Source organism: Thalassospira sp. HF15 (assembly GCF_011806525.1).
Lineage (GTDB): Bacteria > Pseudomonadota > Alphaproteobacteria > Rhodospirillales > Thalassospiraceae > Thalassospira.
This window is the reverse complement of the sequence record NZ_JAAVKI010000002.1, coordinates 79,275-105,437: the sequence shown is the minus strand read 5'-3', so window position 1 is coordinate 105,437 and position 26,163 is coordinate 79,275. Positions and strand designations below refer to the sequence as shown.

General features: G+C 55.3%; 23 protein-coding genes and 1 pseudogene. 14 read left to right on the top strand and 10 right to left on the bottom strand.

Features of this window, described 5'->3' with window-relative positions; all coding sequences use genetic code 11:
* Positions 1-310 precede the first annotated feature (310 nt).
* On the top strand, positions 311-1,858 hold the full coding sequence (gene rmuC, locus HED22_RS04015; protein ID WP_167719331.1) for a DNA recombination protein RmuC: 1,548 nt from the start codon (positions 311-313) through the stop codon (positions 1,856-1,858).
* A gap of 315 nt (positions 1,859-2,173) precedes the next feature.
* Positions 2,174-2,692: a peptide deformylase gene (def, locus tag HED22_RS04010; protein ID WP_167719326.1), complete on the top strand. Its 519-nt coding sequence runs from the start codon at positions 2,174-2,176 to the stop codon at positions 2,690-2,692.
* A gap of 61 nt (positions 2,693-2,753) precedes the next feature.
* Here def and HED22_RS04005 read toward each other — a convergent pair whose 3' ends face one another.
* Positions 2,754-3,674: a methyltransferase type 12 gene (locus tag HED22_RS04005; RefSeq protein WP_254869748.1), complete on the bottom strand. Its 921-nt coding sequence runs from the start codon at positions 3,672-3,674 to the stop codon at positions 2,754-2,756.
* Between the two features lie 128 nt (positions 3,675-3,802).
* Here HED22_RS04005 and fmt point away from each other — a divergent pair, with 128 nt between their 5' ends.
* Both fmt and HED22_RS03995 read left to right on the top strand, forming a co-directional pair.
* Positions 3,803-4,729: a methionyl-tRNA formyltransferase gene (gene fmt, locus HED22_RS04000; protein WP_167719320.1), complete on the top strand. Its 927-nt coding sequence runs from the start codon at positions 3,803-3,805 to the stop codon at positions 4,727-4,729.
* Positions 4,729-5,271, top strand: a complete 543-nt coding sequence (locus HED22_RS03995; RefSeq protein ID WP_167719316.1) for a GNAT family N-acetyltransferase — start codon at positions 4,729-4,731, stop codon at positions 5,269-5,271. The genes fmt and HED22_RS03995 overlap by 1 nt, the downstream gene beginning before the upstream one ends.
* 3 nt (positions 5,272-5,274) lie before the next feature.
* Here the strand turns inward: HED22_RS03995 and HED22_RS03990 are convergent, their stop codons facing one another.
* The gene (locus HED22_RS03990) at positions 5,275-6,258 is read right to left on the bottom strand and encodes a LysR family transcriptional regulator (RefSeq protein ID WP_167719313.1); all 984 of its coding nucleotides are present in this window, start codon (positions 6,256-6,258) and stop codon (positions 5,275-5,277) included.
* A 140-nt stretch (positions 6,259-6,398) separates the two neighbouring features.
* On the opposite strand from HED22_RS03990, the gene HED22_RS03985 reads away from it, so the two are divergent.
* The gene (locus tag HED22_RS03985) at positions 6,399-6,581 is read left to right on the top strand and encodes a hypothetical protein (RefSeq protein ID WP_167719310.1); all 183 of its coding nucleotides are present in this window, start codon (positions 6,399-6,401) and stop codon (positions 6,579-6,581) included.
* A gap of 184 nt (positions 6,582-6,765) precedes the next feature.
* On the opposite strand, the gene HED22_RS03980 is transcribed toward HED22_RS03985, so the two are convergent.
* From HED22_RS03980 to HED22_RS03950, 7 genes are all read right to left on the bottom strand, one after another.
* Positions 6,766-8,055 (bottom strand): MFS transporter, encoded by a 1,290-nt coding sequence (locus HED22_RS03980; protein ID WP_167719307.1) that lies wholly within the window; start codon positions 8,053-8,055, stop codon positions 6,766-6,768.
* A 75-nt stretch (positions 8,056-8,130) separates the two neighbouring features.
* Positions 8,131-8,766, bottom strand: coding sequence for a hypothetical protein (locus HED22_RS03975; RefSeq protein ID WP_167719304.1), 636 nt, complete (start codon positions 8,764-8,766; stop codon positions 8,131-8,133).
* A gap of 234 nt (positions 8,767-9,000) precedes the next feature.
* On the bottom strand, positions 9,001-11,016 hold the full coding sequence (locus tag HED22_RS03970) for a TRAP transporter permease (protein WP_167719301.1): 2,016 nt from the start codon (positions 11,014-11,016) through the stop codon (positions 9,001-9,003).
* 5 nt (positions 11,017-11,021) lie between these two features.
* Entirely contained in the window at positions 11,022-11,528 is a 507-nt protein-coding gene (locus tag HED22_RS03965) for a DUF1850 domain-containing protein (protein ID WP_167719299.1), read from the bottom strand.
* A complete protein-coding gene (locus HED22_RS03960) occupies positions 11,525-12,490 on the bottom strand; it encodes a TAXI family TRAP transporter solute-binding subunit (protein ID WP_167719296.1) in 966 nt (321 codons plus the stop codon). The genes HED22_RS03965 and HED22_RS03960 overlap by 4 nt, the downstream gene beginning before the upstream one ends.
* 458 nt (positions 12,491-12,948) lie before the next feature.
* Complete coding sequence (locus HED22_RS03955) at positions 12,949-14,358, bottom strand: sigma-54-dependent transcriptional regulator (RefSeq protein WP_368484470.1); 1,410 nt, start codon at positions 14,356-14,358, stop codon at positions 12,949-12,951.
* Entirely contained in the window at positions 14,355-16,055 is a 1,701-nt protein-coding gene (locus tag HED22_RS03950; protein ID WP_368484469.1) for an ATP-binding protein, read from the bottom strand. Before HED22_RS03950 ends, HED22_RS03955 begins: the two co-directional genes overlap by 4 nt.
* A gap of 344 nt (positions 16,056-16,399) precedes the next feature.
* Here HED22_RS03950 and HED22_RS03945 point away from each other — a divergent pair, with 344 nt between their 5' ends.
* From HED22_RS03945 to HED22_RS03905, 9 genes are all read left to right on the top strand, one after another.
* Complete coding sequence (locus HED22_RS03945) at positions 16,400-17,116, top strand: response regulator transcription factor (RefSeq protein WP_167719291.1); 717 nt, start codon at positions 16,400-16,402, stop codon at positions 17,114-17,116.
* A gap of 91 nt (positions 17,117-17,207) precedes the next feature.
* Positions 17,208-18,857: a stimulus-sensing domain-containing protein gene (locus HED22_RS03940; protein WP_254869747.1), complete on the top strand. Its 1,650-nt coding sequence runs from the start codon at positions 17,208-17,210 to the stop codon at positions 18,855-18,857.
* Positions 18,858-18,966: 109 nt separating this feature from the next.
* Positions 18,967-19,407, top strand: a complete 441-nt coding sequence (locus tag HED22_RS03935; RefSeq protein WP_167719289.1) for an HPr kinase/phosphorylase — start codon at positions 18,967-18,969, stop codon at positions 19,405-19,407.
* A 31-nt stretch (positions 19,408-19,438) separates the two neighbouring features.
* A complete protein-coding gene (gene rapZ / locus HED22_RS03930; RefSeq protein WP_368484468.1) occupies positions 19,439-20,356 on the top strand; it encodes an RNase adapter RapZ in 918 nt (305 codons plus the stop codon).
* A gap of 18 nt (positions 20,357-20,374) precedes the next feature.
* Positions 20,375-20,779 (top strand): PTS sugar transporter subunit IIA, encoded by a 405-nt coding sequence (locus HED22_RS03925; protein ID WP_101246919.1) that lies wholly within the window; start codon positions 20,375-20,377, stop codon positions 20,777-20,779.
* A 64-nt stretch (positions 20,780-20,843) separates the two neighbouring features.
* Positions 20,844-21,119: an HPr family phosphocarrier protein gene (locus tag HED22_RS03920; protein ID WP_167719282.1), complete on the top strand. Its 276-nt coding sequence runs from the start codon at positions 20,844-20,846 to the stop codon at positions 21,117-21,119.
* A 39-nt stretch (positions 21,120-21,158) separates the two neighbouring features.
* The gene (gene ptsP / locus HED22_RS03915) at positions 21,159-22,955 is read left to right on the top strand and encodes a phosphoenolpyruvate--protein phosphotransferase (RefSeq protein ID WP_254869745.1); all 1,797 of its coding nucleotides are present in this window, start codon (positions 21,159-21,161) and stop codon (positions 22,953-22,955) included.
* Positions 22,956-23,261: 306 nt separating this feature from the next.
* Positions 23,262-24,557 (top strand): adenosylhomocysteinase, encoded by a 1,296-nt coding sequence (ahcY, locus tag HED22_RS03910; protein WP_167719279.1) that lies wholly within the window; start codon positions 23,262-23,264, stop codon positions 24,555-24,557.
* A gap of 113 nt (positions 24,558-24,670) precedes the next feature.
* On the top strand, positions 24,671-25,051 hold the full coding sequence (locus HED22_RS03905; protein WP_167719276.1) for a 5-carboxymethyl-2-hydroxymuconate Delta-isomerase: 381 nt from the start codon (positions 24,671-24,673) through the stop codon (positions 25,049-25,051).
* Between the two features lie 24 nt (positions 25,052-25,075).
* Here the strand turns inward: HED22_RS03905 and HED22_RS03900 are convergent.
* Positions 25,076-26,020, bottom strand: a pseudogene (locus tag HED22_RS03900) (DUF294 nucleotidyltransferase-like domain-containing protein); the annotation flags it as partial.
* Positions 26,021-26,163: the final 143 nt, after the last annotated feature.

Below are 26,163 nucleotides of genomic sequence, written 5' to 3'. Positions count from 1 at the left end.
ATACAACTTAAGACGGGGGCGGTCCGGGACGGTTTCGCGTTGATCGGGGCGTTATTTGCCCCTTCTTTGCGCACCGTATTACGCGACATCGCCCAAATACCCGGCGTGGTTGCGTATCCTGGCCGCTTTGGCTGTTGTGCCTTGGTTCTATTCCCTTATCCATTTGATATATATTTGAAATTTGCGACCTCGCCAGTGAAGTTGTTTACATTTTTTTCGAAGATGATGGCGCGGACATGGCAGTTCGGTTCTGGATTTGACGGAACAAAACAGATACAAAGAATCCAGTACGCAATCGAATGGTGGGACAATGGATCCGATTTCTCTGGCCGTAGGTGCATTTGGCGCATCTGTCTTGGCATTTGTTTTCAGCATCATGATGGTCAAACGCATCAAGGATGCCACTGAGACCGAGACGGAGTCGCGCACCGCCCTTTTGGCGTCCCAGCTTGAACATGCGGAAAATACCCGGCGCGACCTTGCGACCGAGGTCGCACAGATGCGTGAAAAACTCTCCGAAGCGTCAGAAAAGCGGGCCATTGCCGAAACCACGGCCAACCGGGTGCCCATCCTTGAAGCCGAGATGAAGGAATTGCGCACTGCCCTTGATCAGTGGCGTGAAAAGGGATCAGAGCTTGAAACAGCGCTTGAGAAAGAGCGCGAGGCGGCGAAAGAAAAGCTCGAGATGCTTGAAGACGCCAAGACCAAGCTTCTGGACAGTTTCAAGGCGCTGTCGTCCGATGCGCTCAAGGTCAATAACGATGAGTTCATGAAGCTTGCGCGCGAGAATTTCTCGCGTCTGCAGGAAGGGGCCAAGGGCGATCTTGAAAAACGCCAGCAGGCAATTGACGGGATTGTAAAACCCATCAAGGAACGCCTTGAGGCCTTTGACAGCAAGGTTAACGAGCTTGAAAAAAACCGCAAGGAAGCTTACGGCGAGCTGCGCGAGCAGGTCGGGACCCTGGTGCAATCGCAAAACAAATTGTCCAAGGAAACCCAGACGCTGAGTTCGGCCCTTCGGTCGAGTTCGTCGGTCTCGGGCAAGTGGGGCGAATTGCAGCTTAAGCGGATTGTCGAACTTGCCGGGATGCTCAAGCATTGTGACTTTGACGAGCAGGTGCATTTCAATACCGACGAGGGCGTGCAAAAGCCCGACATGGTCATTCACCTGCCCGGTGGCAAAAACATCGTGGTCGATGCCAAGGCCCCGACATCGGCCTATCTTGAGGCGATTGACGAGAAATATGACGATGACCGGCGCGAAGCGCTGATGGCGACCTATGTCACCAATGTGCGCAAGGTGATTACGGATCTTTCGAAAAAGTCCTATTGGAAGTCGGTCGACAGCCCGGAATTTGTTGTGCTGTTCCTGCCTGGTGAAAGCTTCTTTTCGGCCGCCCTTGAACGCGACCCGCGCCTGATCGAGGACAGCTTCCGCGATGGCGTGATCTTGGCGACGCCGACGACGTTGCTTGGATTGCTTAAGGCCGTTTCCTATGGCTGGCGACAGGAAGCGCTGGCCGAAAGCGCGCGCGATATCAGTGAAATCGGCTTGCAGCTTTATGACCGTCTGGGTGCGCTTGCCAAGCATTTCAGTTCGATGGGCAAGTCGCTTGAAAGCACGGTGAAGCATTACAACAAGACGCTGGGATCCCTGGAGGGATCAGTTCTTGTTTCGGCGCGCAAGCTTAGGGAAAAGCATATCGTTGCCGACGACCGCACAATCGAGGAACCGGCCGCCTCGGAAACCCATGTGCGCGAAATCACCAAGATGGAATTGCTGCCCGGGCCAGAGGATGCGGCGGACGGCACAAGCAACGAACCCAAGGACAACACCAAGGACGATGCACAGGATTGATGCATCGGTTTTTGGTGCCGTCCAGGGGGCCGGCATGGCAGCTATCACCGGCAAATCGGGCTGCTTGCTTGACTTGGGCGTGGGGAAACCTTATCTCGAAGCGCGAAATTAGATATAATCATAGGAGGGTCAGGTCCCCCTAATTTGATTTGAATGGCAGGCGTTATATTTGTGATCTCCTAGGAAAAGCCCGCAGTGCGGGGGAGGTCTCCCGGATAAGGGGTTTGACGCAGGAGCGCGCAAATCAGGTGAACCATTTAAACCAAATTAGGGGGACCTGACCCTCAAACCAGTTCGAAACCGGATCAGAGACCCATGGCCCTGCGTGAAATTCTTATTGTTCCAGACCCGCGCCTCAAGAAGGAGTGCGCGCCGGTCGAAAAAGTGGATGATGAGATCAAGACCCTTCTTAATGACATGCTTGAAACCATGTATGCGGCACCGGGCATTGGCCTGGCGGCACCGCAGATCGGGGTGATGAAGCGTGTGGTCGTCATGGATGTGTCTGACGACAAGGACAAGCCGGAACCGCTGAAACTGATCAACCCGGAGATCATCTGGGAGTCTGAGGAAACCTCAATCTATCAGGAAGGGTGTCTTTCGATCCCGGAACAATATGCCGATGTCGAACGCCCGGCCGAAGTCGGCATGCGCTATATGGATGAAAACGGCGAAACGCACGAGATCGAGGCGGACGGATTGCTTGCGACCTGCATCCAGCACGAGATCGATCACCTTGATGGCGTCTTGTTCACCGATTATCTCAGCGCGCTTAAGCGCAACATGATCATCAAGAAAGTCCAGAAGCTACAGAAAACCAAAAAGTCTGCTTAAGGCTTCTGATCCGCGACCGCATTCGAAGGGCCGGTTTTCCGGCCCTTTTGTTTTGCGCGCCTTATGGGTGGCGAGGTTTGATGTCGGCCGGATCGAGCCCGACAATCCAGCCTTCGCGTTCCAAAACGCTTGGTGTTCGGGGCAGATGTTCGGGACGGCGTCCGTCGGCAATTTCGATGAGACCCATCACGCCGATCAGGGCGTCAAACGCGTCATCCTTGCCGTGATCCGGGCCAAAGCCATCCTTGATATCGTTCCAGACAGCATCCCTGATTTCGATGCCATTAGCGTGGGCATTATCGCGGAGTTTGTGCAGGTAGTGCTCGCGGCTGTTCTGATTTGATTTAGTCAACTCACTTTTTGCATCAAGCCAACCATAAATTTCGCCGGGATAGGTTTCAATCAGGGTGACGCCGGGGGATTTGCAAAGAGTTTCGAGATCCCCCATGAAGGGCCAGATGTGAAAACCATCGGCGTAGCCCGGAAGAATCAGGTGTTTGAGGCCGTGCAGCATGCCCTTGCCGACCTGATTGGCCCCCAGCGTCCAGAAGGACGGGCAGGCGGCAGTGCGCTTTCTGGTGGGAAATTCACAGTCGCGATGAAGTGCATTGAAATCTGCCAAACCCAGCGCCTTGATCAGATGATCACGAGTGACACTGCCCTTTGCACCGGAACTTTGTGGGTAGAATGGCCGTATATGGCGGATTTCATCCGGTGATTGGCAAACATCAAAGAATTCCCGCCACTGATCAGTTTCAAGAAGGCTCAGCAGAGCTTTGAAGTCTTTGACATTCGCGCCGTTATACCATGCGTCCACAAAGCCAATCGGCATATCAAGGCCAAGCCAGACCGGGTTTTGGGCGCCGTGATCCGACAGGGACCCGCGAAACTGGTTTAGCATCCCGACCGGCTCGATCGTGTGGATTTCCCAGCCGGTATCGGATCGGCGGGCCTTGGCGACCCAGCGGCCTTTGGCCGACATGCTCCAATCCGCATGCCAGATATGGCTGACCGGGTATTTGGGCGATTGAGGTAAGGCTTGGCTTGTCATTTGGGCAGGATAACGCCAAATTGCCGCCAGAAGAGTCAAAAGATGAATGGACGAATGATATGACCAAGCTGCGCATTGCCTTTATGGGAACCCCGGACTTTGCCCTTGTGGCGCTGAAGGATCTGGTGGCCGCGGGGCATGATGTCGTGTGCGTCTATTCGCAGCCGCCCCGCCCGGCGGGTCGGGGGCACAAGGAAACGCCAAGCCCGGTGCATGCCTGGGCGGCTGATCAGGGGATTGAGGTCAGAACCCCGGTGTCGCTGAAATCACCCGAAGAACAGCAGGCCTTTGCCGATCTTGATCTGGATGTTGCGGTGGTCGCGGCCTATGGCCTGATCCTGCCGAAAGCCATTCTTGATGCGCCCAAGCACGGGTGCCTGAATATTCACGCATCCCTTCTGCCGCGCTGGCGCGGGGCGGCCCCGATCCAGAGGGCCATTCTGGCCGGTGATGATGCGACCGGTGTCACCATCATGCAGATGGATGTCGGGCTGGATACCGGGGACATGTTGCTGATTGGCGAACTGCCGATCACGTCCGAGACCTATGCCAATGCCCTGCATGATGATCTGGCGGCACTGGGCGGCAAGTTGATTGTCGAGGCGCTTGAAAAGCTGCCGAACGGAGAGCTTGTTGCAACCAAGCAGCCGGAAGACGGTGTGACCTATGCCGCGAAGCTGGAACGGGCCGAGGCCAAGCTTGACTTCAATGAGGATGCCGCCGCCCTGGAACGCAAAATCCGCGCCTTTACGCCGTGGCCGGGCGCCTATTTCGAACTCGGTAAAGAACGTATCAAGGTGCAGGCGGCCGAGGTGGTTGATCAGTCCGGCCCGGTGGGCGAGATCCTTGATGACAAGCTGACGATTAGCTGTGGCACGGGTGCACTGCGCCCGACGCGCATTCAGCGTCCGGGGAAATCGGTGGCGGATGCCGAGGCGGTGCTGCGCGGTTATGACAAGCTGGCCAAGGGGGTCAAGCTGGGCTGATGGGAAATGTTTCGACGGATACGGTCGGCGATGTGACGATTCGCCCGGCCTTTAACCGTGATGGCGATGGCATTGCCGAACTGATCGCGCTGGTCTTTGCCGATTATCCGGGCTGCGTATTTGATCGGGCGGGGGAATTTCCCGAACTCGATGCGATTGCCGATGACTTCAAGGCCGATGATGGCCGGATCTGGGTTGCCGTCGATCACAGCGATCGGGTTTTGGGCTGTTTTGGCGTCAAATATGATGCAAGCACCCGTGAAGCTGAACTGCACAAGGTTTATCTGCATCCCGCTGTTCGCGGGCGGGGTATGGCGCAAAAGCTGATGGCCAAGGCACTGGCGTGGCTGGGGCAGACGCATCCGGAATGTGAAAATGTGATGCTATGGACCGATACGCGGTTTGAAGCCGGTCATCGATTCTATGAAAAATGCGGCTTCGCCCGGACCGGGGAAAGCCGCATTCTTGATGATCTTTCCAATTCGTCAGAACTGCAGTTCCAATTTGACTTTGCCGCCTATCAGAAGGCCCTGCAGTTCTAGGACTTATTTCCCGAGATCGCGGGCGGTTTTGGAAGTGTCGGTGGTGCCGTCGCTGTTGCGGCGTACGGCACGCGCATCGCGGAAGCCGAGCTCCCACGGTGGGACCGGGGTGAATTTTTCGGCCAGGAAGTCGACAAAGGCGCGGACCTTGGGCGACAGGTGGCGTTTATGCGGATACACCGCCGAAATCCACGCCTGATCATGGACATATTCGGTCAGGACCGGGGTCAGGCGGCCGGTGCGGATGTCTTCATGCACGAGATATTCGGCCAGTCGCGCCATGCCAAGCCCGGCCAGAACCGCTTCGTGGAGCACATCACCGTCATTGGCCGAGAACGAGCCCTGCGCACGGAAAGACACGTGGCCATCCGGGGTTTCGAAGTGCCAGTCATTGAAGCTTTCGCGCGATGACAGATGCAGACAGTTGTGGTTTTCAAGTTCCTGTGGCTTGCGCGGGATGCCGTTCTTTTCAAGATATTCCGGCGATGCCACGATCATGCGGCGGTTGACCGCATATTTACGCGCGATCAAGGACGAGTCCTCAAGCGCGGACAGGCGAATGGCCAGATCATAGCCATCGTTGACCAGATCGGTGAATTTGTCATCAAGTGTCAGTTCGATCCGAACATCGGGATAGCGTGCGAGGAATTCAGGGATCAGCGGCACCACCTGCATCTTGGTAAAGGCGACCGATGCGTTGATCCGAAGCGTCCCGCGCGGGGCGGCATAAAGCTGGGTGACGACTTCTTCGGCTTCTTCGATCTCGTTCAGGATCGTGCGGGCGCGTTCGTAAAAGGCACGGCCTTCCTCGGTCAGGCTGAGCTGGCGTGTGGTGCGCATCAAAAGACGTGCACCCAGGCGGTCCTCAAGGCGCGAGATGTATTTCGAGACGGCTGACGGTGACAGGCGCATTGTCCGGGCAGCGGCCGAGAAGCTTCCTTCCTCGACAGCATGGACAAAGATTTCCATTTCCGCGGCGCGATCCATATTTCGAACTTCCTATTTATGACGATAGTTCACAAGTAATGTGCATATTGAGGGAATTCTCATTCCCAGTAAAGAAAATTAGATTGGGTTCATCGAGAGCGACATGGCGTCGCAACGAACGAAATTTTAAGGAGGTCACCATGGCCACTTACGAAGAAATCACCAACCGTTACATCTCCACCACCGAAATCGAGGCAGGTGTACGTAAAGGTCAGCAGCTGCGCGCTGAATTCGTAGGCTCCTTCTTCCGCAACCTGTTCAAAGGTTCCGAGAAATCAGCCGACGTAAACCATCCGGCGGGCACCGTTGGCGGTGCTGCCTAATCTACCTTCTAACTGCATGCGGTTGAGCGCTGATTGATTTTCCTCCCCAAGAGGTGCTCCCGCAGGCAGCGACGACGAACTACGGTTTCTATCTAGCGTCTTCCTCCCTATTTGACGCTGTTTTCCCGACTGGCCCGGTCACTTTTGTGATCCGGGCCATTTTTTTTGGTCCAGGGTCGGGATCCTAGCTTTCTTTGGGCGCGATATTGGGCGGCACATAAAAGCCCGGACGTTCGGAGAACCAGGACCCGACACTGACGATCAGGGATGCGATCAGGGTCATGAGCAGCATCATGGCAATCGAGATGTTGGCGGCAAACATCCAGCCATAAATCGCCGGTCCCATTGCCGATGCCAGAACCATCACAGCCGTCAGGGTGCTGCGCACCGCCCCGATTTCATCAAGTGGCACCAGTTCCGGTATGATGGCCGTGCGCAATGTCGTGGCAAACCCGGTCGTAACCCCAACCAGCCCCATATAGATCAGGATCGCCCATGGCACGGTTGTCAGTGCCAGAATGGCGATCCCGGCCATCATCGGGATCAGGTGCCAGGGAAACAGGCGACGGGCCGAATGTTTGTCAATCAGCGGACCGCTGCCAAACGCACCCAACACCGATGTAATGGCAAAAACCGTGAACCCGGCGGCAAACCAGCCGAGATCAATGCCCTTGTGATTGGAAATTGCCCCCTGATGGAAAAACAGCGCGGTCATGATTAGCGGGGGTGCGGCCAGCATCGGCATGCAAAACCAGACATAAAGCGATTTGAACAGGCGCGGATGATCAGTTTTGGGGGTGCCTGAAGGGGACTCGGTGCTTTCCGCGCTGTTCGGATCAGGTGCGGCGGCGGTATTGGCCGATTCGTTTGATTTTGCTGGTGCCTTGCGGAACTTCGCGTCGCTTCGAATAAGCCAGATCGCAACTGGCAGCAAAATGATCAGAATAAAGGCGGCCGACCCGGCATAGGTATATCGCCAGCCAAAGGCGGCAATCAGGGCCAGCAGGGTGGCGGGCAAGATGGCCTCTGCCAGGGGGAAGCCGAAACTGGCAATCGCCAGCGCACGTCCGCGATTTCGTGAAAAATAGCGTGCGATGCCGGTCATGCTGACATGGGTCATCAACCCCTGGCCTGCCAGACGCAGTACAAAAAGGGCTGCGATCAGCATCCAGACATTGTCAGAAGCCGCAATCAGCACACAGCCCAGTGCAAGCAGGGCCATGGTGGCAAGGCTGTAGGACAGGATATCGACCTTGTCGATCCAGCGCCCGACAACCGGCAGGCACAGCGCACTGGCAATGGTGATGCCGGCATAGATATTGGCAAACTCGGTTTCATTTAGCGCAAGACTGGCCGAGATGAAGGGGACAAACAGCGCGACGAGAAACGTCTGCCCGAACGAGGAGCCGAAACTGTGCAGCGCGCCAAAAGCCAGTTGGCGCGGGGCTTCTCTAAGCAAGATCAGAAATTGCATGCGAAACCGCAGTTCTAGGATCAATTAGTTTACGGAGTATGGGTGTGGGGGGCAAACTAAGCCAAATCATGCGCTTTACTGACACAGTTTTCTTAAGGAATGTAAGAGAATTTCGAGCTCCTCAAGGTCTTCGATTAGTTGTGTGGGGGCTGTTAGGGTTACTTTGTTTCGTTCAGCTATAGCGTTTCTCCAGCGTTCTGTTCCAGAGTCTAGCTGGATCGCTGTGATAATTAGTCTTATTTTTTCTTCTTGTAGTGCAATGTCAGTAAGGGCTTGCACTATCGGTTTTGACAAGTCACCTCCGTCAGAAATTTCTGCAAAGCTACGCCAAATGCGTTCCAGTTGACTTTTAACAAAGAAAACGGACTCAGAAGTTAAGTGTCGACGATATTCTAACACTTCTTCGGGAAGCTGGTCGTATTGCTCAGATGCATCTTTGCAGATCTTCGCAATTGCTGGAAAACCAGATTGGTTTTTCAGGATTTCTGGCATATCCGGCGCGTCTTTATGTTTACGTTTGAGTAGATTCTCGACATTTTCAATCGCCCGAATGGAGAACATTCTGATTCGGAACAGTTGCCTTTGTCTTGTGTGTTGTTGATCAACATATCGCTGCAACATGAAAAGTCCGACAGCGACACCAGCAGCGATGCTGCCACCTAGAAATGAACCTAGATCAAAGCCTGTGTTTAATGGAAGCCATTCAGCCATTCGGCGATATCCGAGGATATCGGTAAAAAATATTGGCGAAAGGATGCCTCCCACAACAGTGCCGCAAGCTAGTAGCTTTAGCTGATCGTTCCATTTCAAATCGATGTTCCTGTCACCTTTTCAATTTGGGTAAATTTATAGGCTCTAATGAATAGTGACAACGATTGAGCAAGAAAAAGCCCGCAAGCAAGAAGCTTGCGGGCTTTTGGTTTCCCTTGAGGAGGGATTTGTTATCTAGCTTGCGGCGGCGACCGGTGTCGGGCCGTTCTTTTTGCCCTGCCACCAGTTAAAGGCAAGGACCGCAAGAAGGACGAGGGTACCAGCGACTTCCGCGCGGAAGTCCGGATAGAACACCCCGATGGTTGCCGGCACGATGATGATCCGCGAGAACAGATCCATCGGCGCAAACAGATAGCCTTCAAGCGCTGCAGCAAAGGCTGCCAGACAGAGGATGGCGGTAAAGCCTGTCCACAGGACGATCTGGATTGAGCCGCCTTCAATGATTTCCGGGTTAAACACCATGAAGGCCGGGATCAGATAAAGACCCTTGGCAAACTTCCACGCCTGCACACTGGTTTCCATGGGACTGGCGTTGGCGATGGCAGCCCCCGCAAAGCCCGCCAATGCAATGGGCGGTGTGACGTTACTATCCTGCGAGTACCAGAAGACCACGAGATGGGCGATCAGCAGCGGAATGCCGAACTCGTTGGAAAGGGCCGGGCCAACCAGCACGATCAGAACGATATAGGATGCCGTCACCGGCAGACCCATCCCGAGGATCAGGCTGGCGATCAGGACCAGAACGAGGGCCAGAACGATGTTGCCGCCCGAAAACGCGATCATCATCGAGGAGAATTTCAGGCCAAGACCGGTCAGGCCGACCACGCCGACAATGATGCCTGCGACCGCACAGGCCATCGAAACGGCAACGGCGTTTTTCGCACCCAGCTCAAGAGCGGCAAGCGTGATGGCAATACCCTTGCGGATGGCAGCAACCAGTTTGTCGTGGCTTGGTTTGTCGCCCTGTTGCGGAGCGACGAAGAAGAACCACAGCGCATAGCGCAAAGCCGCAACCGCCATGACCGACAGGATGGCCCAGAAGCCAACGCGCATTGGCGAGATATTGAGCACCAACAGGTAAATCAGAATGCCCAGTGGCAGGATGAACTGCCAGCCTTCCTTGAGAACCTCTTTCCAGTCGGGAAGTTCTTCGACCGGCATGCCGCGCATACCCTGTTTGAGCGCAACGATGTGCACGAACAGATAAACCGTCCCGAGATAGAGAATGGCCGGGAAAATCGAAACCAGCACGATTTCGAGATACGGCACCTGGGTATATTCAGAAATCAGAAACGCACCCGCGCCCATCAGCGGCGGGGTGATCTGACCACCGGTAGAGGCTGCTGCCTCGACACCGCCGGCCTGTGCCGGACGGTAGCCGAGCTTTTTCATCAGCGGAATGGTGAAAGCACCGGTGGTGACAACGTTGGCAATGGCCGACCCACTGATCGAACCCATGCCAGCCGATGCCAGAACGGCGGCCTTGGCCGGACCGCCGGGCTTTTTGCCCGTGGCAGCATAGGCCATGTCGATAAAGAATTTGCCCGCACCGGTGACTTCAAGGAAGGCACCAAACAGCACGAACATGAAGATATAAGTCGCCGCAACCCCCATCGGCAGGCCATAGATGCCTTCCTGACCGAGGTAAAGCTGACCGACGAGGCGATCGATGCTGGCGCCACGATGCGAAAGGATCCCGGGCAGCCATTCGCCAACCCAGGGCAGGGCGCCACGCGGACCGGACAGGGCATAAATGATCGCGACAATACCAATCACGGTCATGCCAAGGCCAACGGCACGGCGGCTGGCCTCCAGCACGGTGACGGTGGCGATCACGCCAATGATCAGGTCGGTGTCGCTCCAGAAGCCGGCGCGATTGATGATCTCGTCAAGATAGAAGGACAGATAGAAGCCCGTGGTGAAAGCACCGGCAAGAAAGGCGATATCAATCAGCCAGCCAAGTGCGCCACGCTTTTTGTTGCTGCCAAATACCGGGAACATCAGGAAGGCGAGGAACATCACGAACGCAAGATGGATACTGCGTTGATAGAACAGGCCAAGCGGTTCGATCCCTGCGCCATACATCTGGAAGAGAGAGAGCGCAACGGCAACAATCGAAATTGCAAGCAAGACCAGTTTGGGCTGCGGCAATCGATCCGTCATGGAAGGCAGCGGTGCCTGTTCAGACATGGGACTTATTCCTCGGTATCAAGGCGGATGGTGACACGGGTGTGCTCAGCCATCTTTGAAAGGTTGATTTCGTCACGGTCGGTGACGATGCGATGATTAACCGCAAGTGAGCCCACACGTAACACATAGGCGTTGTTGCGCACAGGCTCGTCGATATCTTCGATCCAGTATCCGCCGCCTTCTGCGCTGGTCAGAATACCGCGACCGGGATAGTGACCAAGTCCTGCCGCGAAGTCGGGCTGATAGGCGCGATGGAGAACCATCTTGCCCAGATCGTCGACATAACAATCAATTACGCCATCACCGGTTACAGAGTGGTTCCAATACAGGCACCAGCCGGTCTGACGCGGAATTTCGGTTCTGGCCAGAAGCGACCCGTCCTCACCGATCACCTCAAGATGATCAATGACGGTGCCGGGTTTGACGTGGTCCTGATAGGTCGGACCCGCACACGCTGCTGTCAGGAGAAGAAGGGCGGCCAAAACTGGCCGCCCCAACATATTCAAGATCATGGATAGAGCTGCGGCGGAACCGGGTTGCCGGTTTCTTCGTAGTAACGCAGCGCGCCCGGATGCATCGGGATCGGGGTCGAGTTCAGAGCGAAGTCAACCGTGGTGTCGTTTGCAGCCGGGTGAATGGCGATCAGCTCGTCGACGTGTTCGAACAGCGTCTTGGTGATCTGATAAGCCAGTTCTTCATCCATTTCTTCGTTCACGAACAGAACGTTCGGGGTCGAAACGGTGTTTACCGGTGCTTCGACGCCTTCATAGATGCCGGTACGCAGGGCGTAGGCAGCGAAGGTCGGCTCTGCATCAAGGGCAGCAACGATTTCTTCGTCGGTCAGCGCGATCAGCTTGATGTCACGCGTGGTTGCGAGGTTAAGGATCGAGCTGGTGGGCGGACCAACGCTCCAGAAACCGGCATCGATGTCGCCATCACGCAGCGCATCAGCGGTTTCGTTGAAGTTCAGGCGCTGTTCTTCGATGTCATCATAGGTGATGCCATTGGCGTTCAGAACGGTCTGGGCCGAAACTTCGGTGCCCGAACCCGGTGCGCCAACAGAAACGCGTTTGCCTTTAAGGTCGGCAAGGCCGTTGATGCCGCTGTCGGCCATGGTGACGATCTGAACTGCGTTCGGATAGATCGACGCCAGAGCGCGAACGTTATCAAGGGTGCGGCCTTCGAATTTGCCGGTGCCGGTAAAGCCGGCATAGACGGTATCAGCCAGGCCGATTGCGATGTCACTGTCGCCACGGGCGATCAGGCCCATGTTTTCAACGGATGCGCCGGTAACTTCGGCAACGGCACTGGAGCCATCAACATATTTGGTGATCAGTTCCGCAAGGCCACCGCCATACGGATAATAGGTGCCACCGGTACCACCGGTTGCGATTGACAGTTGCTGTGCCGACGCAGGTGCGGCGGTCAGCATCATGGCTGCGGCTGCTGCAGTAAGCAGAGTACGGAGCTTCATGAGTAGTCCTCCCTTGGGTTAACACTCTTAACGACGAATAGATCCAAAAGATCTTTTCAGAATATGGCTCTTCATGTTCATGCATGACCCGTTATCCGGGCCTGTTGTTTTTGGGTCCCTGCGGCCACCTGATCAGGATCGAGCCAATAGGTGCCGATCAGATGCAGGGCGCAGTTCAGAACCAGGTTTGAGGGGTGAGTTCAGACAGCCATCTATTCCGTCCGAATGGGACAGGCTGTTAGATTTCCTCCCTCGAGGTTTTCGTTAGTTTATCATTTTGGGATTAATGTCTGCAATGAGTATGCCAAAGCGACATTAAAAATAACAATTAAAAATCAATAACTTAGAGTAATTCAATTTGGCAATTCGGCATAATCTTGCCGATTTACCAAAATCAATCGGCGGAATCTTGCCGATTTGCTGCAAGTGCGAATGAATTATCGCATTGCAACAAACACTTAAGCCGGTTTGTCTCGCCGGATGTTGAGTTTTTTCATTTTTTCATTGAGCGTTCGGCGCGGAATGTCGAGTTCTTCCATCACCGATTTGACATTGCCATCATGGCGATCAAGGGCATCGCGAATGATGCGTTCCTCGAATTCGCGAAGCTGTTCGGCAAGGGCCAGGTCGCTTGATTGTGTGGGCGGTTGCTCAAATCCGCCCTTAAACAGGCGTTTGAAGCGTTCCTCGGGGCTGCCGACGAGCAGGACATAGCGTTCGGCCATGTTTTTAAGTTCACGCACATTGCCCGGCCATTCATGGGATTTGAGTTGTGCGATCAGAACCGGTGTGACGCGCTCGTAGGGGCGTTCGAACCGTTCGGCCGCCCGTTCGGCGAAGATATCAAACAGCAGGGCGACATCATCCTGGCGTTCGCGCAAGGGGGCGATGGACAGTTCGAACGTGTTGATGCGAAACAGCAGGTCTTCACGGAACTTGCGTTCGGCGACAGCCGTAACCAGATCCTCGTTGGTCGCACAGATCAGGCGAAAATCGACTTTTACCGGCGCGTTGGAGCCCAGCCGCACCACTTCGCGCTGTTCGATGACGCGCAACAATTTGGCCTGAAGGGCGAGCGGCATGCTCGATATTTCATCCAGAAACAGCGTGCCGCCAATTGCGTGCTCGATCCAGCCGATTCGTTGGCCTGCGGCCCCGGTAAAGGCGCCCTTTTCATGACCAAACAGTTCGCTTTCGGCCGTGCTTTCGGGGATGGCAGCACAGTTGACCGCGACGAATTTTTCATCGTGCCGGTCGCTCAGGTCATGGATGGCGCGTGCGACGAGTTCCTTGCCGGTTCCGGTTTCGCCGGAAATCAGCACCGGGACTTCGGTCGGTGCGATATTGGCAATTTCATCCTTGAGATTGCGCATGGCCGTTGAATTGCCGATCAGGCGCGAATCAAGGCTGCCGCGGTTGGCGATCTGACGACGCAGATTGCGGTTTTCAAGCACAAGGCGGCGCTTTTCGATGGCGCGTTCGAGGCTTTCGACAATGTCTTTGGGTTCGAACGGTTTTTCAACGAAGTCATAGGCGCCGCTTTTCATTGCCTCGACCGCCATGGGGACATCGCCGTGACCGGTCATGAGGATGATCGGAATGTCAGGGTCGGCGGTCAGGACCGAGCGGGTAAAGGTAATGCCATCAAGTTTGGGCATTTTGACATCGGTCAGGATTACCCCGGCAAAATCGGGATTGATATCGTGCAGGGCTTCGCGGGCGTCCTCATACACCGTGACATCGAAATCAGAAAGTTCCAGCCATTGGGCAAGGGAGACGCGCATGGCTTCGTCATCATCGACAATGATGATGTGCGGTGTGATCTGTGGTGCGACGTCACTGTCTTGCGCGCGGTCTTTGGTGGTCACGGTGTTTTACCCTTGAGTAACGGCAGGCGGACTTCGAAACAGGCCCCGGCGGTATCGGTATTATAGGCTTTTATGCTGCCGCCGAAGTCCCGCACAATGCCATAAGTTACCGAAAGTCCCAATCCCACGCCCTGACCGGGATCCTTGGTGGTGAAGAACGGATCAAACAGAAGCGACAGGGTTTCGTCGTTCATGCCCGGTCCGGTATCGGTAATGCGCATGATGACATCAGTTTCGGTGGCAGACAGATCAATATGAATGCGCTTGGCCGCACTGCTTTCCATGGCATCAAGCGCATTGCGGATGATGTTGACGCAAATCTGTTCGATGCGGACAAGGTCGGCGCGGATCACCAGCGGGGTTGCGGGCTCGGTACGTTCAAGGCTGCATTCTTCCTGCTGTAATTGCGGGCTTAGCAGTTGCAGGGCGTTATCAAGGGCCACCTTGAGATCGACCGGTTCAAGCACACCGGTGGATTTGCGCGAGAATGTCTTGAGCTGGCCTGTGATCGCGCCCATGCGTTCGGTGAGTGCGGAAATTTGATTGATGTTCTGATCAAGCTTTTCGGTTTTGCCGCGTTCGATCATCAGCTTGGCGCTGGCGCAGAACGTCCGGATGGCGGCAATCGGTTGGTTGATTTCATGGGCGATGGCGGCCGACATCTGGCCAAGAGCTGCGAGTTTACCGGCCTGCACCAATTCGTTCTGGGTGCCGCGCAGTTCTTCTTCGGTTTTGCGCCGTTCGGTGATTTCTTCTTCGAGGCGGGTGTTAAGCGCCTGAATGCGCTCAAACTCAAGCGCTTCGCGCTGGGAAGCCAGTTTGAGTTCGCGTTCGCGCAGAAACAGAATCACCAGAATGATCATGCCCCCGGCAATTACCGCGATCAGCATCACGGCACCTTGGCGGTCGGTGACCTGATCCATGGATGTCAGATAGAAAATCCGCCAGGCACTGCCACGGATCGGTTTGCTGTCAAACAGGTAGCGTTGACCATCAATGGCAACGATGCCCGATCCCTTTGCCAGTTGCCGCCCGACATTAAGCGACGGCAGGGTGCGGCCGGGATATTGACGATTGCTTTCAATCCGGGCGCGATCAGCGGGGGACAGAGGGGAAAGGGTTTTGTATTTCCAGTCGCCGTGACTGGTCAGTGTTATGACGCCATCGGCATCGGCGACAAAGACGGTTTCGCCGGCGTCCTGCCAGTTCTGTTCGACTTCGTCGAGTTCGAGTTTGACCACCACCACCCCGATAACCGTGTCGTTTTGGCGGATCGGGTGTGAAATGAACAGGCCAGCACGCCCGGTTGTCACCCCGATGCCAAAGAAGAAGCCTTCTTTGCCCGAGATCGACTGACTGAAATAGGGACGGAAGGAATAATCTTCGCCAACAAAGCTGTCGGGCGTGTTCCAGTTGCTTGAGGCGACGGTTTCGCCGTTTTGATCAAGAACATAGAGGGCAGCGGCGCCGGACTGGTCATTGACCTGTTGCAGGTAAATATTGGCGGTTTGCGCGTTTCTGCGATTTTCAATCGCACGCGCCACCTGATGATGGCGGGCGACGACATAGGGCAGATACCGATAGCGATCAATGGCGGCACGCAAGGAGCTGTCATAAAGTGCCAGCCGGGCTTCGCCGGTGGTTTCAAGTTCGCGAATGGTCAGATTGCCGGTCGAACTGACAGCCGCCCAGATCACGATGGCGGAAATGAAAGTCCCGGCAAAGATCAGGGTTCCGCGGCTGAAATTGCTTAACCAGTAGAAAATCGCGACCTCCCTAGGTCCTGGCCCTAGTCATCAGGGATCAATTTTGGTTGCCGGGCGTTTGGCCTGAACTGACATGTTTACGCCAATGCCAAGATTGTTAGGGTGTGGCGCGATATAAAGTCAACAAATACGGCCGTGACGGCAGGCTGATCGGGCGTGTATTTGAATGGCCTTATTTATGCCGCAAGCCGTTATTTTTTCGCCACATTGAAATGTAAATTGTATAGTCACCACACGAATGAGTGAAATGTCTCTGTCCAGTAGATGAGGTCCAGGTGAGTAAGATCGCACTTGTTGATGACGACCGGAATATCCTGACGTCTGTTTCGATGGCGTTGGAAGAAGAAGGATATGAGGTTCTGACATATTCTGATGGTTCGGAAGCACTTCATGCCATCACGAAAGAAGAGCCTGATCTGGCGGTGCTTGATATCAAGATGCCGCGCATGGACGGACTGGAGCTTCTGACCCATCTGCGCAAGAAAACCGAAATGCCGGTGATCTTCCTGACATCCAAGGATGATGAGGTCGATGAGCTGACCGGCTTGCGCATGGGAGCAGATGATTACATCAAGAAACCGTTTTCGCAGCGTTTGCTGATTGAGCGTATCCGAACCCTTCTGCGTCGTGCGGAAATCATGCGTGCCGGGGGTGTCCGCCCGAGCGGATCTGATGATGTCGTGCAACGCGGTGACCTGGTGCTTGATCCGTCGCGCCATATGTGCAGCTGGAAAGGTCAGCATGTTAACCTGACCGTGACCGAATTCCTGCTGATTCAGGCGCTGGCGAAACATCCGGGCCATGTGAAAAACCGCGATCAGCTGATTGATGCGGCTTACGGCGAGCATATTTATGTCGATGACCGTACCATCGACAGCCACATCAAGCGCCTGCGCAAGAAGTTCCGCGAGACCGACAAGGAATTCAAGGAAATCGAAACGCTGTATGGTGTGGGGTATCGTTATCGCGATACTGCCACGGTGGCGAGCTGACCAGAGATTTTCTGACGCGCCGAAGCGATTGACTTCGGCGCGCATTCTTTTGCGGGCCCAATTGGCCTTGGGCCGGTTATTGCAGGTTTGAATGAGCGATCTTGGGACTGGTGATCACGACCAGAACGCAGGTCCGTCCGAACACCGGACGACACGGATAGAGGAACGCCACGGGCTGTTTTCGCCTTTGACCTGGCGGATTCTGGCCGTTAACGCACTGGCGCTTTTCGTGCTGGTGGCGGGTATCCTGTATCTGGGCCGCTACAAGCAGGAACTTATTCATTCCGAACTTGAAGCCATGGCCGTGCAGGCAGAAATGTATGCCGCGGCCCTTTCGACATCGGCGGTCAGTTCGGGCGATGACGCAACCAACCGGGTGAAAATCGAAGTGGCGCGCGAAATGGTGCGTCGTCTTGTCGGGATCACCGGGGCGCGTACCCGCCTGTTTGCCACCAATGGCAGCCTTTTGGCCGACAGTCGCAATATCCAGTCGCTGGGTACGGGCACCATTCAGGCCGAAGAGCTTCCGCCGCCCGGCGAAGAAGATGCCTTTGCCGATATCATGCGCAAACTCACCGACGGCGTGTTGACCCTGTTTGAGGGTGAACAACCCTTGCCGCTTTATGTTGATCCGCCGGTTGCCAGTGCGGCGGATTACCCGGAAGTGCGGGCAGCCTTGGCAGGCTATTCGCGCGGGGTTGTCCGTGTGGACAGTCAGGGGCGTCGGGTTTTGTCAGTGTCGGTGCCCGTGGCGCGCTTCAAGCAGGTTTTGGCATCGGTGATGCTGACCAAAAGCGGCGAGCCGATTGAGAACGCCCTGCATGCGGTGCGTCTTGATATCCTGAAAATCTTTGTTTTTGCCTTTGGCATCACGGTGTTGCTGTCGATCTATCTGGCAGGTGTGATTACAAGGCCGTTGAACCGGTTGGCGCGTGCGGCCGAACGGGTTCGGCGCAGCAAAAACCGCCAGTTTGCCATTCCCGATCTGTCGGGGCGGCGTGATGAGATCGGCGATCTGTCGACCACGCTGCGCGACATGACCGAAACGCTTTGGGATCGCATGGATGCGATTGAACGGTTTGCCGCCGATGTGGCGCACGAGATCAAAAACCCGCTGACCTCGTTGCGATCAGCCGTGGAGACCGCCACGCGGCTTAAGGATCCGGAACGCCAGCGCCGGCTGATGGAAATCATCGCCGAGGATGTCCAGCGGCTTGATCGTCTGATCAGTGATATTTCCGACTATTCACGTATGGATGCCGAGCTGTCGCGCGCTGAAAGCGAAGAAGTCGATCTGGGTGTGCTGCTTCATACGTTGGGTGAGCTTTATAATGCCGATGTCGATGGTCCGCGCATCAAGGTTTCGGTCCCGGAAAACCTTGATGTCCCGGCCCTTGAAAGCCGTTTGACACAGGTCTTCAGAAACCTGATTTCCAACGCGATTACCTTTACCCCGGAAGGGGGCGAAGTGCGTGTGCGGGCATGGCGTGACAAGAACTGGGCGGTGATCACGATTGAGGATGATGGTCCGGGGATCCCGCCGGGCAAGGAAGAGGCGATCTTTAACCGGTTCTATACCGAGCGCCCGTCGACCGAGAAATTCGGGCAGCATTCGGGCTTGGGGCTTTCGATTTCCAAGCGAATCATTGCGGCCCATAACGGCGAATTGACGGCACAGAATCGCGTGGTTGATGACAAGGTCAAAGGGGCGGTGTTTACCATTCGCCTGCCGCTTGATTAAGTTTTTTGCCGCCAAAAAGCGCACTTTTCCTATGCGGGAGGTTAAGTCGATCACGCTTGCGGCGTTTGGGGTTTGACAACCCAACGTCTGCCAAGCATCGTTTTTCATTATGTCCCAGCTTCATGCAAATTGTGTTCGGATCGGCGCCCATGCGGTGCTGGTGCGCGGACCATCCGGATCGGGAAAGTCCGGGCTTTCGCTGCGTTTGATAAAAGCGGGCGGCTTTCTTGTATCCGATGATCGCACTGACCTTGTGGCACGTGACGGGCGTTTGATTGCCAGTGCGCCGGAACCAATTGCCGGATTGTGCGAAGTGCGTGGCATCGGGATTGTGCGCGGCCTGCCGCAAAAGTCCGAGGGTGACGTGCGGGTTCTGATTGATCTGGGCGTTGACCCAACACAGGTCGAACGCATGCCTGAGCCGGAATATGAAGAGTTTTGTGGCATTGCGGTGCCGCGTTGGACATTATGTGCATCCGATCTGGCCATTGAGGCAAAGATTGGAGTAGCTTTGGCGCTTGCGACGGGTGAGATGACACTTGAACCGTAATCCACAGGAATCCACTTTGCAGAAAACTCCGGTGAATTCTTCTGAGAGCCACAATAACGCCCTTGGCGCGTTTGATGGCAGAAGCGGACTGGTTCTTGTCACCGGTGTATCTGGTGCCGGACGGACGACCACGCTCAAGATTTTGGAAGATTTCGGCTTTGATGCGGTCGATAACCTGCCGCTTCGGATGCTTTCCATGCTGGTGCCAAGTGATTGTCGCCCGGAACAGCCGATTGCGATTGGCCTTGATATCCGCTCACGTGATTTCGGTGTCGATCAGTTTGTCGAGATTGTCGGTCGATTGCGCAACCAGACGGGCATGGACCCGTTGATGATCTATGTCGATGCCGATACGGCTGTGTTGCAGCGCCGCTTTACCGAAACCAGACGCCCGCATCCGCTCAGCCATGACCGGCCGCTGGTCGATGCGATCGAGCATGAAAAACGCCTGATGGCGCCGATTGCGGCGACGGCGGATATGCGCATTGATACATCGCGGCTGAAGTCAGCCGAGCTTCGCAAGATCCTGCAGGATCAGTTTGATATTGGCGAAACCGAAGGCATGGCGATCTTTGTGCGCAGCTTTTCGTTCCGTCAGGGCGTACCGGCAGAAGCCGATCTGGTTTTTGACGTTCGCTTTCTGCGCAACCCGCATTATGATCCCGAGCTTCGCCTGATGACCGGGATGAATGCGGCCGTCGGGCACTATATAGAAGAAGACCCGGACTTCGCCGGGTTTGTCAGCCGCCTGAAGGCAATGCTGGAGCCGATTTTGCCGCGTTATGCGCAGGAAGGTAAAAGCTATCTGACCATTGCGGTCGGATGTACAGGTGGTCAACATCGTTCGGTTTATATCGCGCGGTTACTCAATGACTGGATTGCCGATCTGGGATATGACACACATCTCAGCCATCGGGACAAACCGGACGAGCCGACCTCGGGGGAGTGATAAAATGGAGAAAACTGCATGATCGGGATGGTGCTGGTCACCCACGGCGATCTCGCGAAAGAGTTCGTATCTGCCTTGCAGCATGTTGTTGGCGAACAGGAAAATGTCGAAGCGGTCTGTATCGGACCCGATGACGACATGGAACAACGCCGTTCGGACATTCTCGCCAGTGTCGAAAAGGTCGACAGTGGCAAAGGTGTTGTGCTGTTGACCGACATGTTTGGCGGTACCCCGTCCAATCTGGCGATTTCCATTATGGAACAGGCAAATGTCGAAGTGATCGCAGGGGTTAATTTACCTTTGTTGATTAAACTCGCATCTGTTCGCATCGACGGCACCCTGGCCGAAACGGTCAACGCGGCCCAGGATGCGGGGCGTAAATATATCAACGTTGCGTCGCGTCTGCTGAGCGGCGAGGAATAAGTCGGCAACAAAAAGAACAGGGCCGGATGCACGGGGACAACGCATCTGGCTTGCGGGGACATAGATGGCGCAGAAGGAAAAACGCATTTTAACAATCAGCAACCAGCGCGGATTGCACGCGCGGGCGGCTGCAAAATTTGTTAAACTGGCAGGCGAATTTAAATCGAGCATCATGGTCCGCAACCGCGGTACCGAAGTATCGGGTGTGTCGATCATGGGGTTGATGATGCTGGCAGCATCCATTGGCACCGAGATCGAGGTCGAGGCGACCGGCCCGGACGCCACGCAGGCAATTGATGCGCTTAATGAACTGGTCGATGCCAAGTTCGATGAAGAATAAGACCCATCCGACCGTAAATGGATAAGGCTCTTACGAAGCTTGCAAGTTCCTCCGACAGACCAAACCGTTTCAGATGAAAACACCACGGGCGTCCGGCGGGTCATCACCGGGTTGGGCGCATCGGGCGGGATTGTTATCGGTCGTGCCTTTGTTCTGGACCGCCAGATCATTCAGGTCAGCCGCACACCGATTGCGGATGATGCCGTAGAGGCCGAATGCAAACGCCTGCATGATGGTGTTGCCGAAAGTATTGATCAGCTCAAACGGCTGAAATCCCAATCATCGACCAAAGAAAGTGCCGCATCCGAGGAGCTTGGCTTCCTGCTGGATGCCTATATCCACATGCTGACGCAATCGCGCTTGGTGCGCGGGGCCGAAGAACTGATCGTTTCCAAAAAGCTCAATGCCGTGCATGCGGTCAGCGACGTGATTGACGCGATTGCTGATCAGTTTTCAGGCATGGATGACAGCTATATCGCGGCCCGTGCGACCGATATCCGCGAGGTTGGCCTGCGTCTGATGCGCTGCCTGATGGGGGAAACCGACCGGGTGGCTGACAAGGCCCCCAAGGGATCGATCCTGATTGCCGAGGATGTCAGTCCGGCCGACATGGCGCGGTTTGAACCCGGGCAGCTGACTGCCTTTGTGACCGCGCTTGGCGGGGCCGAGGGGCATACAGCCATTATGGCCCGTTCGCTTGGTATTCCGGCGGTTTTGGGGGCGGCAGACATCATTCGCGGTGTCCGCGGCGGTGATCAGATCATTGTCGATGGTGGGCGCGGTGAAGTGATCATTTCACCCACTGATGCCGATATCCAACATTACACCCAACGCCGGGCTGACTGGCTGGCCGCACGTGAAAAGCTGGCAAGCCTGCGCGATGTGCCATCCGCCACACGCGACGGGATTGATATCGATCTGCATGCCAATATCGAATTGCCGATTGAACTATCCGCCGCCCTTGAAAACGGGGCGAGTGGCATTGGCCTTCTGCGCAGCGAGTTCATGTTCATGAACAAGGACTATCTGCCAGACGAGGACGAGCAATACGCAGAACTGGCTGATATCGTCAAACGCATGGAAGGCAAACCGGTCACCATCCGTACACTTGATGTCGGCGGCGAAAAACTGGCCGTCGCGCTTCAAAATGAAATTGGTTCTGGTCCGAACCCGGCACTTGGATTGCGCGGGGTGCGGTTATCCTTGCGCAAGACCGACCTGCTGGAAGCCCAGTTTTCTGCCATCCTGCGCGCATCCCTGCATGGGCCGGTCCGGGTTCTGATCCCGATGGTGGTCGGTGTGCATGAAATGACGCGGGCGCGTCAGATTTACGAGGCAGTGGCCAAACGCCTGCGCAAGGACGGTCACCCGATTCCCGAAGCCCTGCCGCCACTGGGGGCCATGATCGAGATTCCGGCGGCAGCACTGGCGGTCGATACGCTGGCGCGTGACAGTGATTTCTTTGCCATCGGGACCAATGACCTGACGCAATACACGCTTGCGATTGATCGCACCGATGATCAGGTAGCGGGGATGTTTGATCCGTTGCATCCGGCTGTATTGCGCCTGATCCGCGATGTGATCAAGGTTGCCGGCGAGCGTGATATTCCGGTCAGTGTTTGTGGTGAGATGGCCGGTGATCCGCGCTATGTGCCCCTGTTTATCGGATTTGGTTTGCGCAATCTTTCGATGTCACCGGTCAATATTTTGTTGGTCAAACAACGGTTGCGTCGCCTTGACAGCCGCAATTCCGAACATCAGGCCAACCGCGTCATGGAGCAATGGGACTCAGCGCGCATTGCCATGATGCTTGATGACTTTAACGACCTCGCCTGACAAATCCCGCCAGTCATAGCTTGTTCTGATCAACGTGCATCCCAACATAGGGGGCAGTTTCATGCCCGTTATGTCCTTGTTTGTCCCTGCCTGTAATGGCGCGGATTCCAAGGCATGGCAGTGCGTCGGCCGGTCTTGATTTGTGCAGGATGCAAATTCACACAAAAAAGGACTTGAAAACAATATAAAGATATCTTTATATGTGACCTATCGCGGTCAGGGATAGGACCGCAACAGAATTTATCGGCGTATCGGCGGGATAGAAATCCCATGCGGATGCGCCATTCCTGTTTGATTGGAGACGATATGTCGAACTTTACCGATTACAAGGTCGCGGATATCTCGCTGGCTGGTTGGGGCCGCAAGGAAATCGCGATTGCCGAAACCGAAATGCCGGGCCTGATGGCGCTGCGCGAAGAATATGGCGCGGCAAAGCCGCTTGCTGGCGCGCGCATCGTTGGCTGCCTGCACATGACCATTCAGACTGCAGTTCTGATTGAGACCCTTACGGCACTTGGTGCGGAAGTTCGCTGGTCTTCATGCAACATCTTCTCGACCCAGGATCAGGCTGCTGCGGCGATTGCAGCTGCTGAAATCCCGGTCTTCGCGTGGAAAGGCGAGACCGAGGAAGAATTCTGGTGGTGCATCGAGCAGACCATTGCTGGTCCGGACGGCTGGAAGCCGAACCTGATCCTCGATGATGGTGGCGACGTTACCCAGCTGATCCACGAGAAATATCCGGAACTTCTTGAAGACATCAAAGGTCTGTCGGAAGAAACCACTACCGGTGTGCATCGCCTGTATGAAATGGCGAAAAAAGGGACGCTCAAGGTCCCGGCAATCAACGTCAATGACTCGGTCACCAAGTCGAAATTCGACAACCTGTATGGCTGCCGCGAATCGCTTGTTGATGGCATCAAGCGCGCAACCGACGTGATGGTTGCGGGTAAAATTGCCGTTGTTGCCGGTTTCGGCGACGTTGGCAAAGGTTCGGCCGCGTCCATGCGTAGCCAGGGTGCACGTGTTCTTGTGACTGAAATCGATCCGATCTGCGCATTGCAGGCCGCGATGGAAGGTTACGAAGTCACCACCATGGAAGACGCAGCCCCGGTTGGCGACATTTTCGTCACCACCACGGGTAATATCGACATCATCACCATCGACCACATGCGTGCGATGAAAGACCGTGCAATCGTTTGCAACATCGGTCACTTCGATTCCGAAATCCAGATCGGTTCGCTCAAGAACTACAAGTGGGACAACGTCAAGCCGCAGGTCGACGAAGTCGAATTCCCGGATGGCAAGCGTCTGATCGTTCTGGCCGAAGGCCGTCTGGTCAACCTTGGTTGTGCAACCGGTCACCCGAGCTTCGTGATGTCTGCGTCCTTCACCAACCAGGTGCTGGCCCAGATCGAGCTGTGGAAAAACCACGCGAATTACGAAAACAAGGTTTATGTCCTTCCGAAACATCTTGATGAGAAAGTTGCAGCCCTGCACCTTGATCGTCTTGGCGTGAAACTGACCAAACTGTCGTCTGAACAGGCCGAATATATCGGCGTTCCGCAGGCTGGTCCGTTCAAGCCGGAACACTACCGTTACTAATTGGCATCTGCCGATTTACATCAAAGCCGGTCTGCTTGTTCAGGCCGGCTTTTTTTGTGCTGATCTCACAAAATGCTGATACAACTGGTCGCCAGAACCAATCGGATTGAACCATGCCGCAGCTTGAAATCGAATATTCTGCCCAACTGCCAATAGGCGACGAATTGCGCAAACTGGCCGTTGACCTGCATTACGTGATTGCCCGCGAAGCCGATGCGGAACTGGGGTCCTTCAAGACCCGGATTACGCCGTTGGAAAATGTCGTGATCGGCGATGGCGATCCGAAAAATGCCATGGTGCATCTGGATATCCGGTTGCTGTCTGGCCGGATCAATGCGGTGAAATTTGCGACCGGCGAAGCCGCCCTTGCTGCCCTGATCGATCGGCTGGAATGGCTGGTTGGGGGACATAAGGTACAGTTTACCGTCGAGGTACATGACCTTGATCGGGAAAACTATTTCAAGCATGTCACAGATGGCGGGCGCGGTGCCTGATCAGGCACCGGATTGGATGGGCGGTTACATCAAAAGCGCTTCGTGGATCGGGTGATCCGGTCCATAGCGATCATTGAGCAATTTGATCAGTTCGCGTGAGAAGCCCTTGCCGGCATCCAGCAGGGATCGCAATTCCGTATCATTGCGATCATGCGGACCGACACCATCAAGGCGCGCCCGCACTTCCGGATCAGAAAGCTCGCGCAGGAAACGGTCATAAAGCTCCAGCGCCGGCAGGCTTTTTTCGCCAAATACGGTTTGTAGTCGCGTGATGGGCGGAAGCTGTAAAAGTTCCGACAGTTTTTCGCGTTTACCGGCATAATCACGTCCTGCGGTTTCTGCTGCTGCGATAATGCCGCCAAAATAAAGCATCTTACGTGAGAAAACGAGTTTCAGGCGTCTTGGCGCCCAGGCCTTGCTGGCGTCGCCTTCGCGGGTCTTGATTTCAAAATCGACGCTGATCGTACGGTAGTAACGGATTACGTCATTGACCAGAAAACGCGCAATAGAGTCCCGGGTGACCGAACTGGTGACGTAGTTGGCGATCAGATCGTCAAAGAATTTGCGTTTGCCCGCCTCGTTATAAAGCCACTCACATTCCAGCAAAAACAGCAGGCGCCGGGTGGTGATCGAGTTGGTGTCGCCATCAAGACCAATGCGATTAACCAGTTCCTCGGCCGTGATATAGGACGAAAACGGGCCGTTCACGGCTGGCTTCTTGGTGACCATCTTGCCAAGGATGTCAGCGACCTGCTGATGCGGGGCCTGACGGCGTTCTGCTTCGCGGCCAATGATAAAGTAATCAAGATCGGATTGATCGGATGCCTCGTGCCGTCCATAGGACCCGGTGACCACCACGCAAAATGTATCCCCCGACAGGCTTTTGCCCAAGGCGTCGCGCATCTCGGCCAAACGGGTGGCCGAGTAGTGCTGATTGGTTGCGATGGTTTGCGGTAACAGGATCGGATTAGTTCCTTGCTGCGACTCGTTGAAAACGGCCCGAACTGATCATTCCCTATACTTTAAAGATTAAAAGGGCGTTTATCAGTTTCTGGTTGAGTATCGCGAAAATCCGGTTGTTAGTGCCATCCGGACCAAAGTTGCAGTCGTGC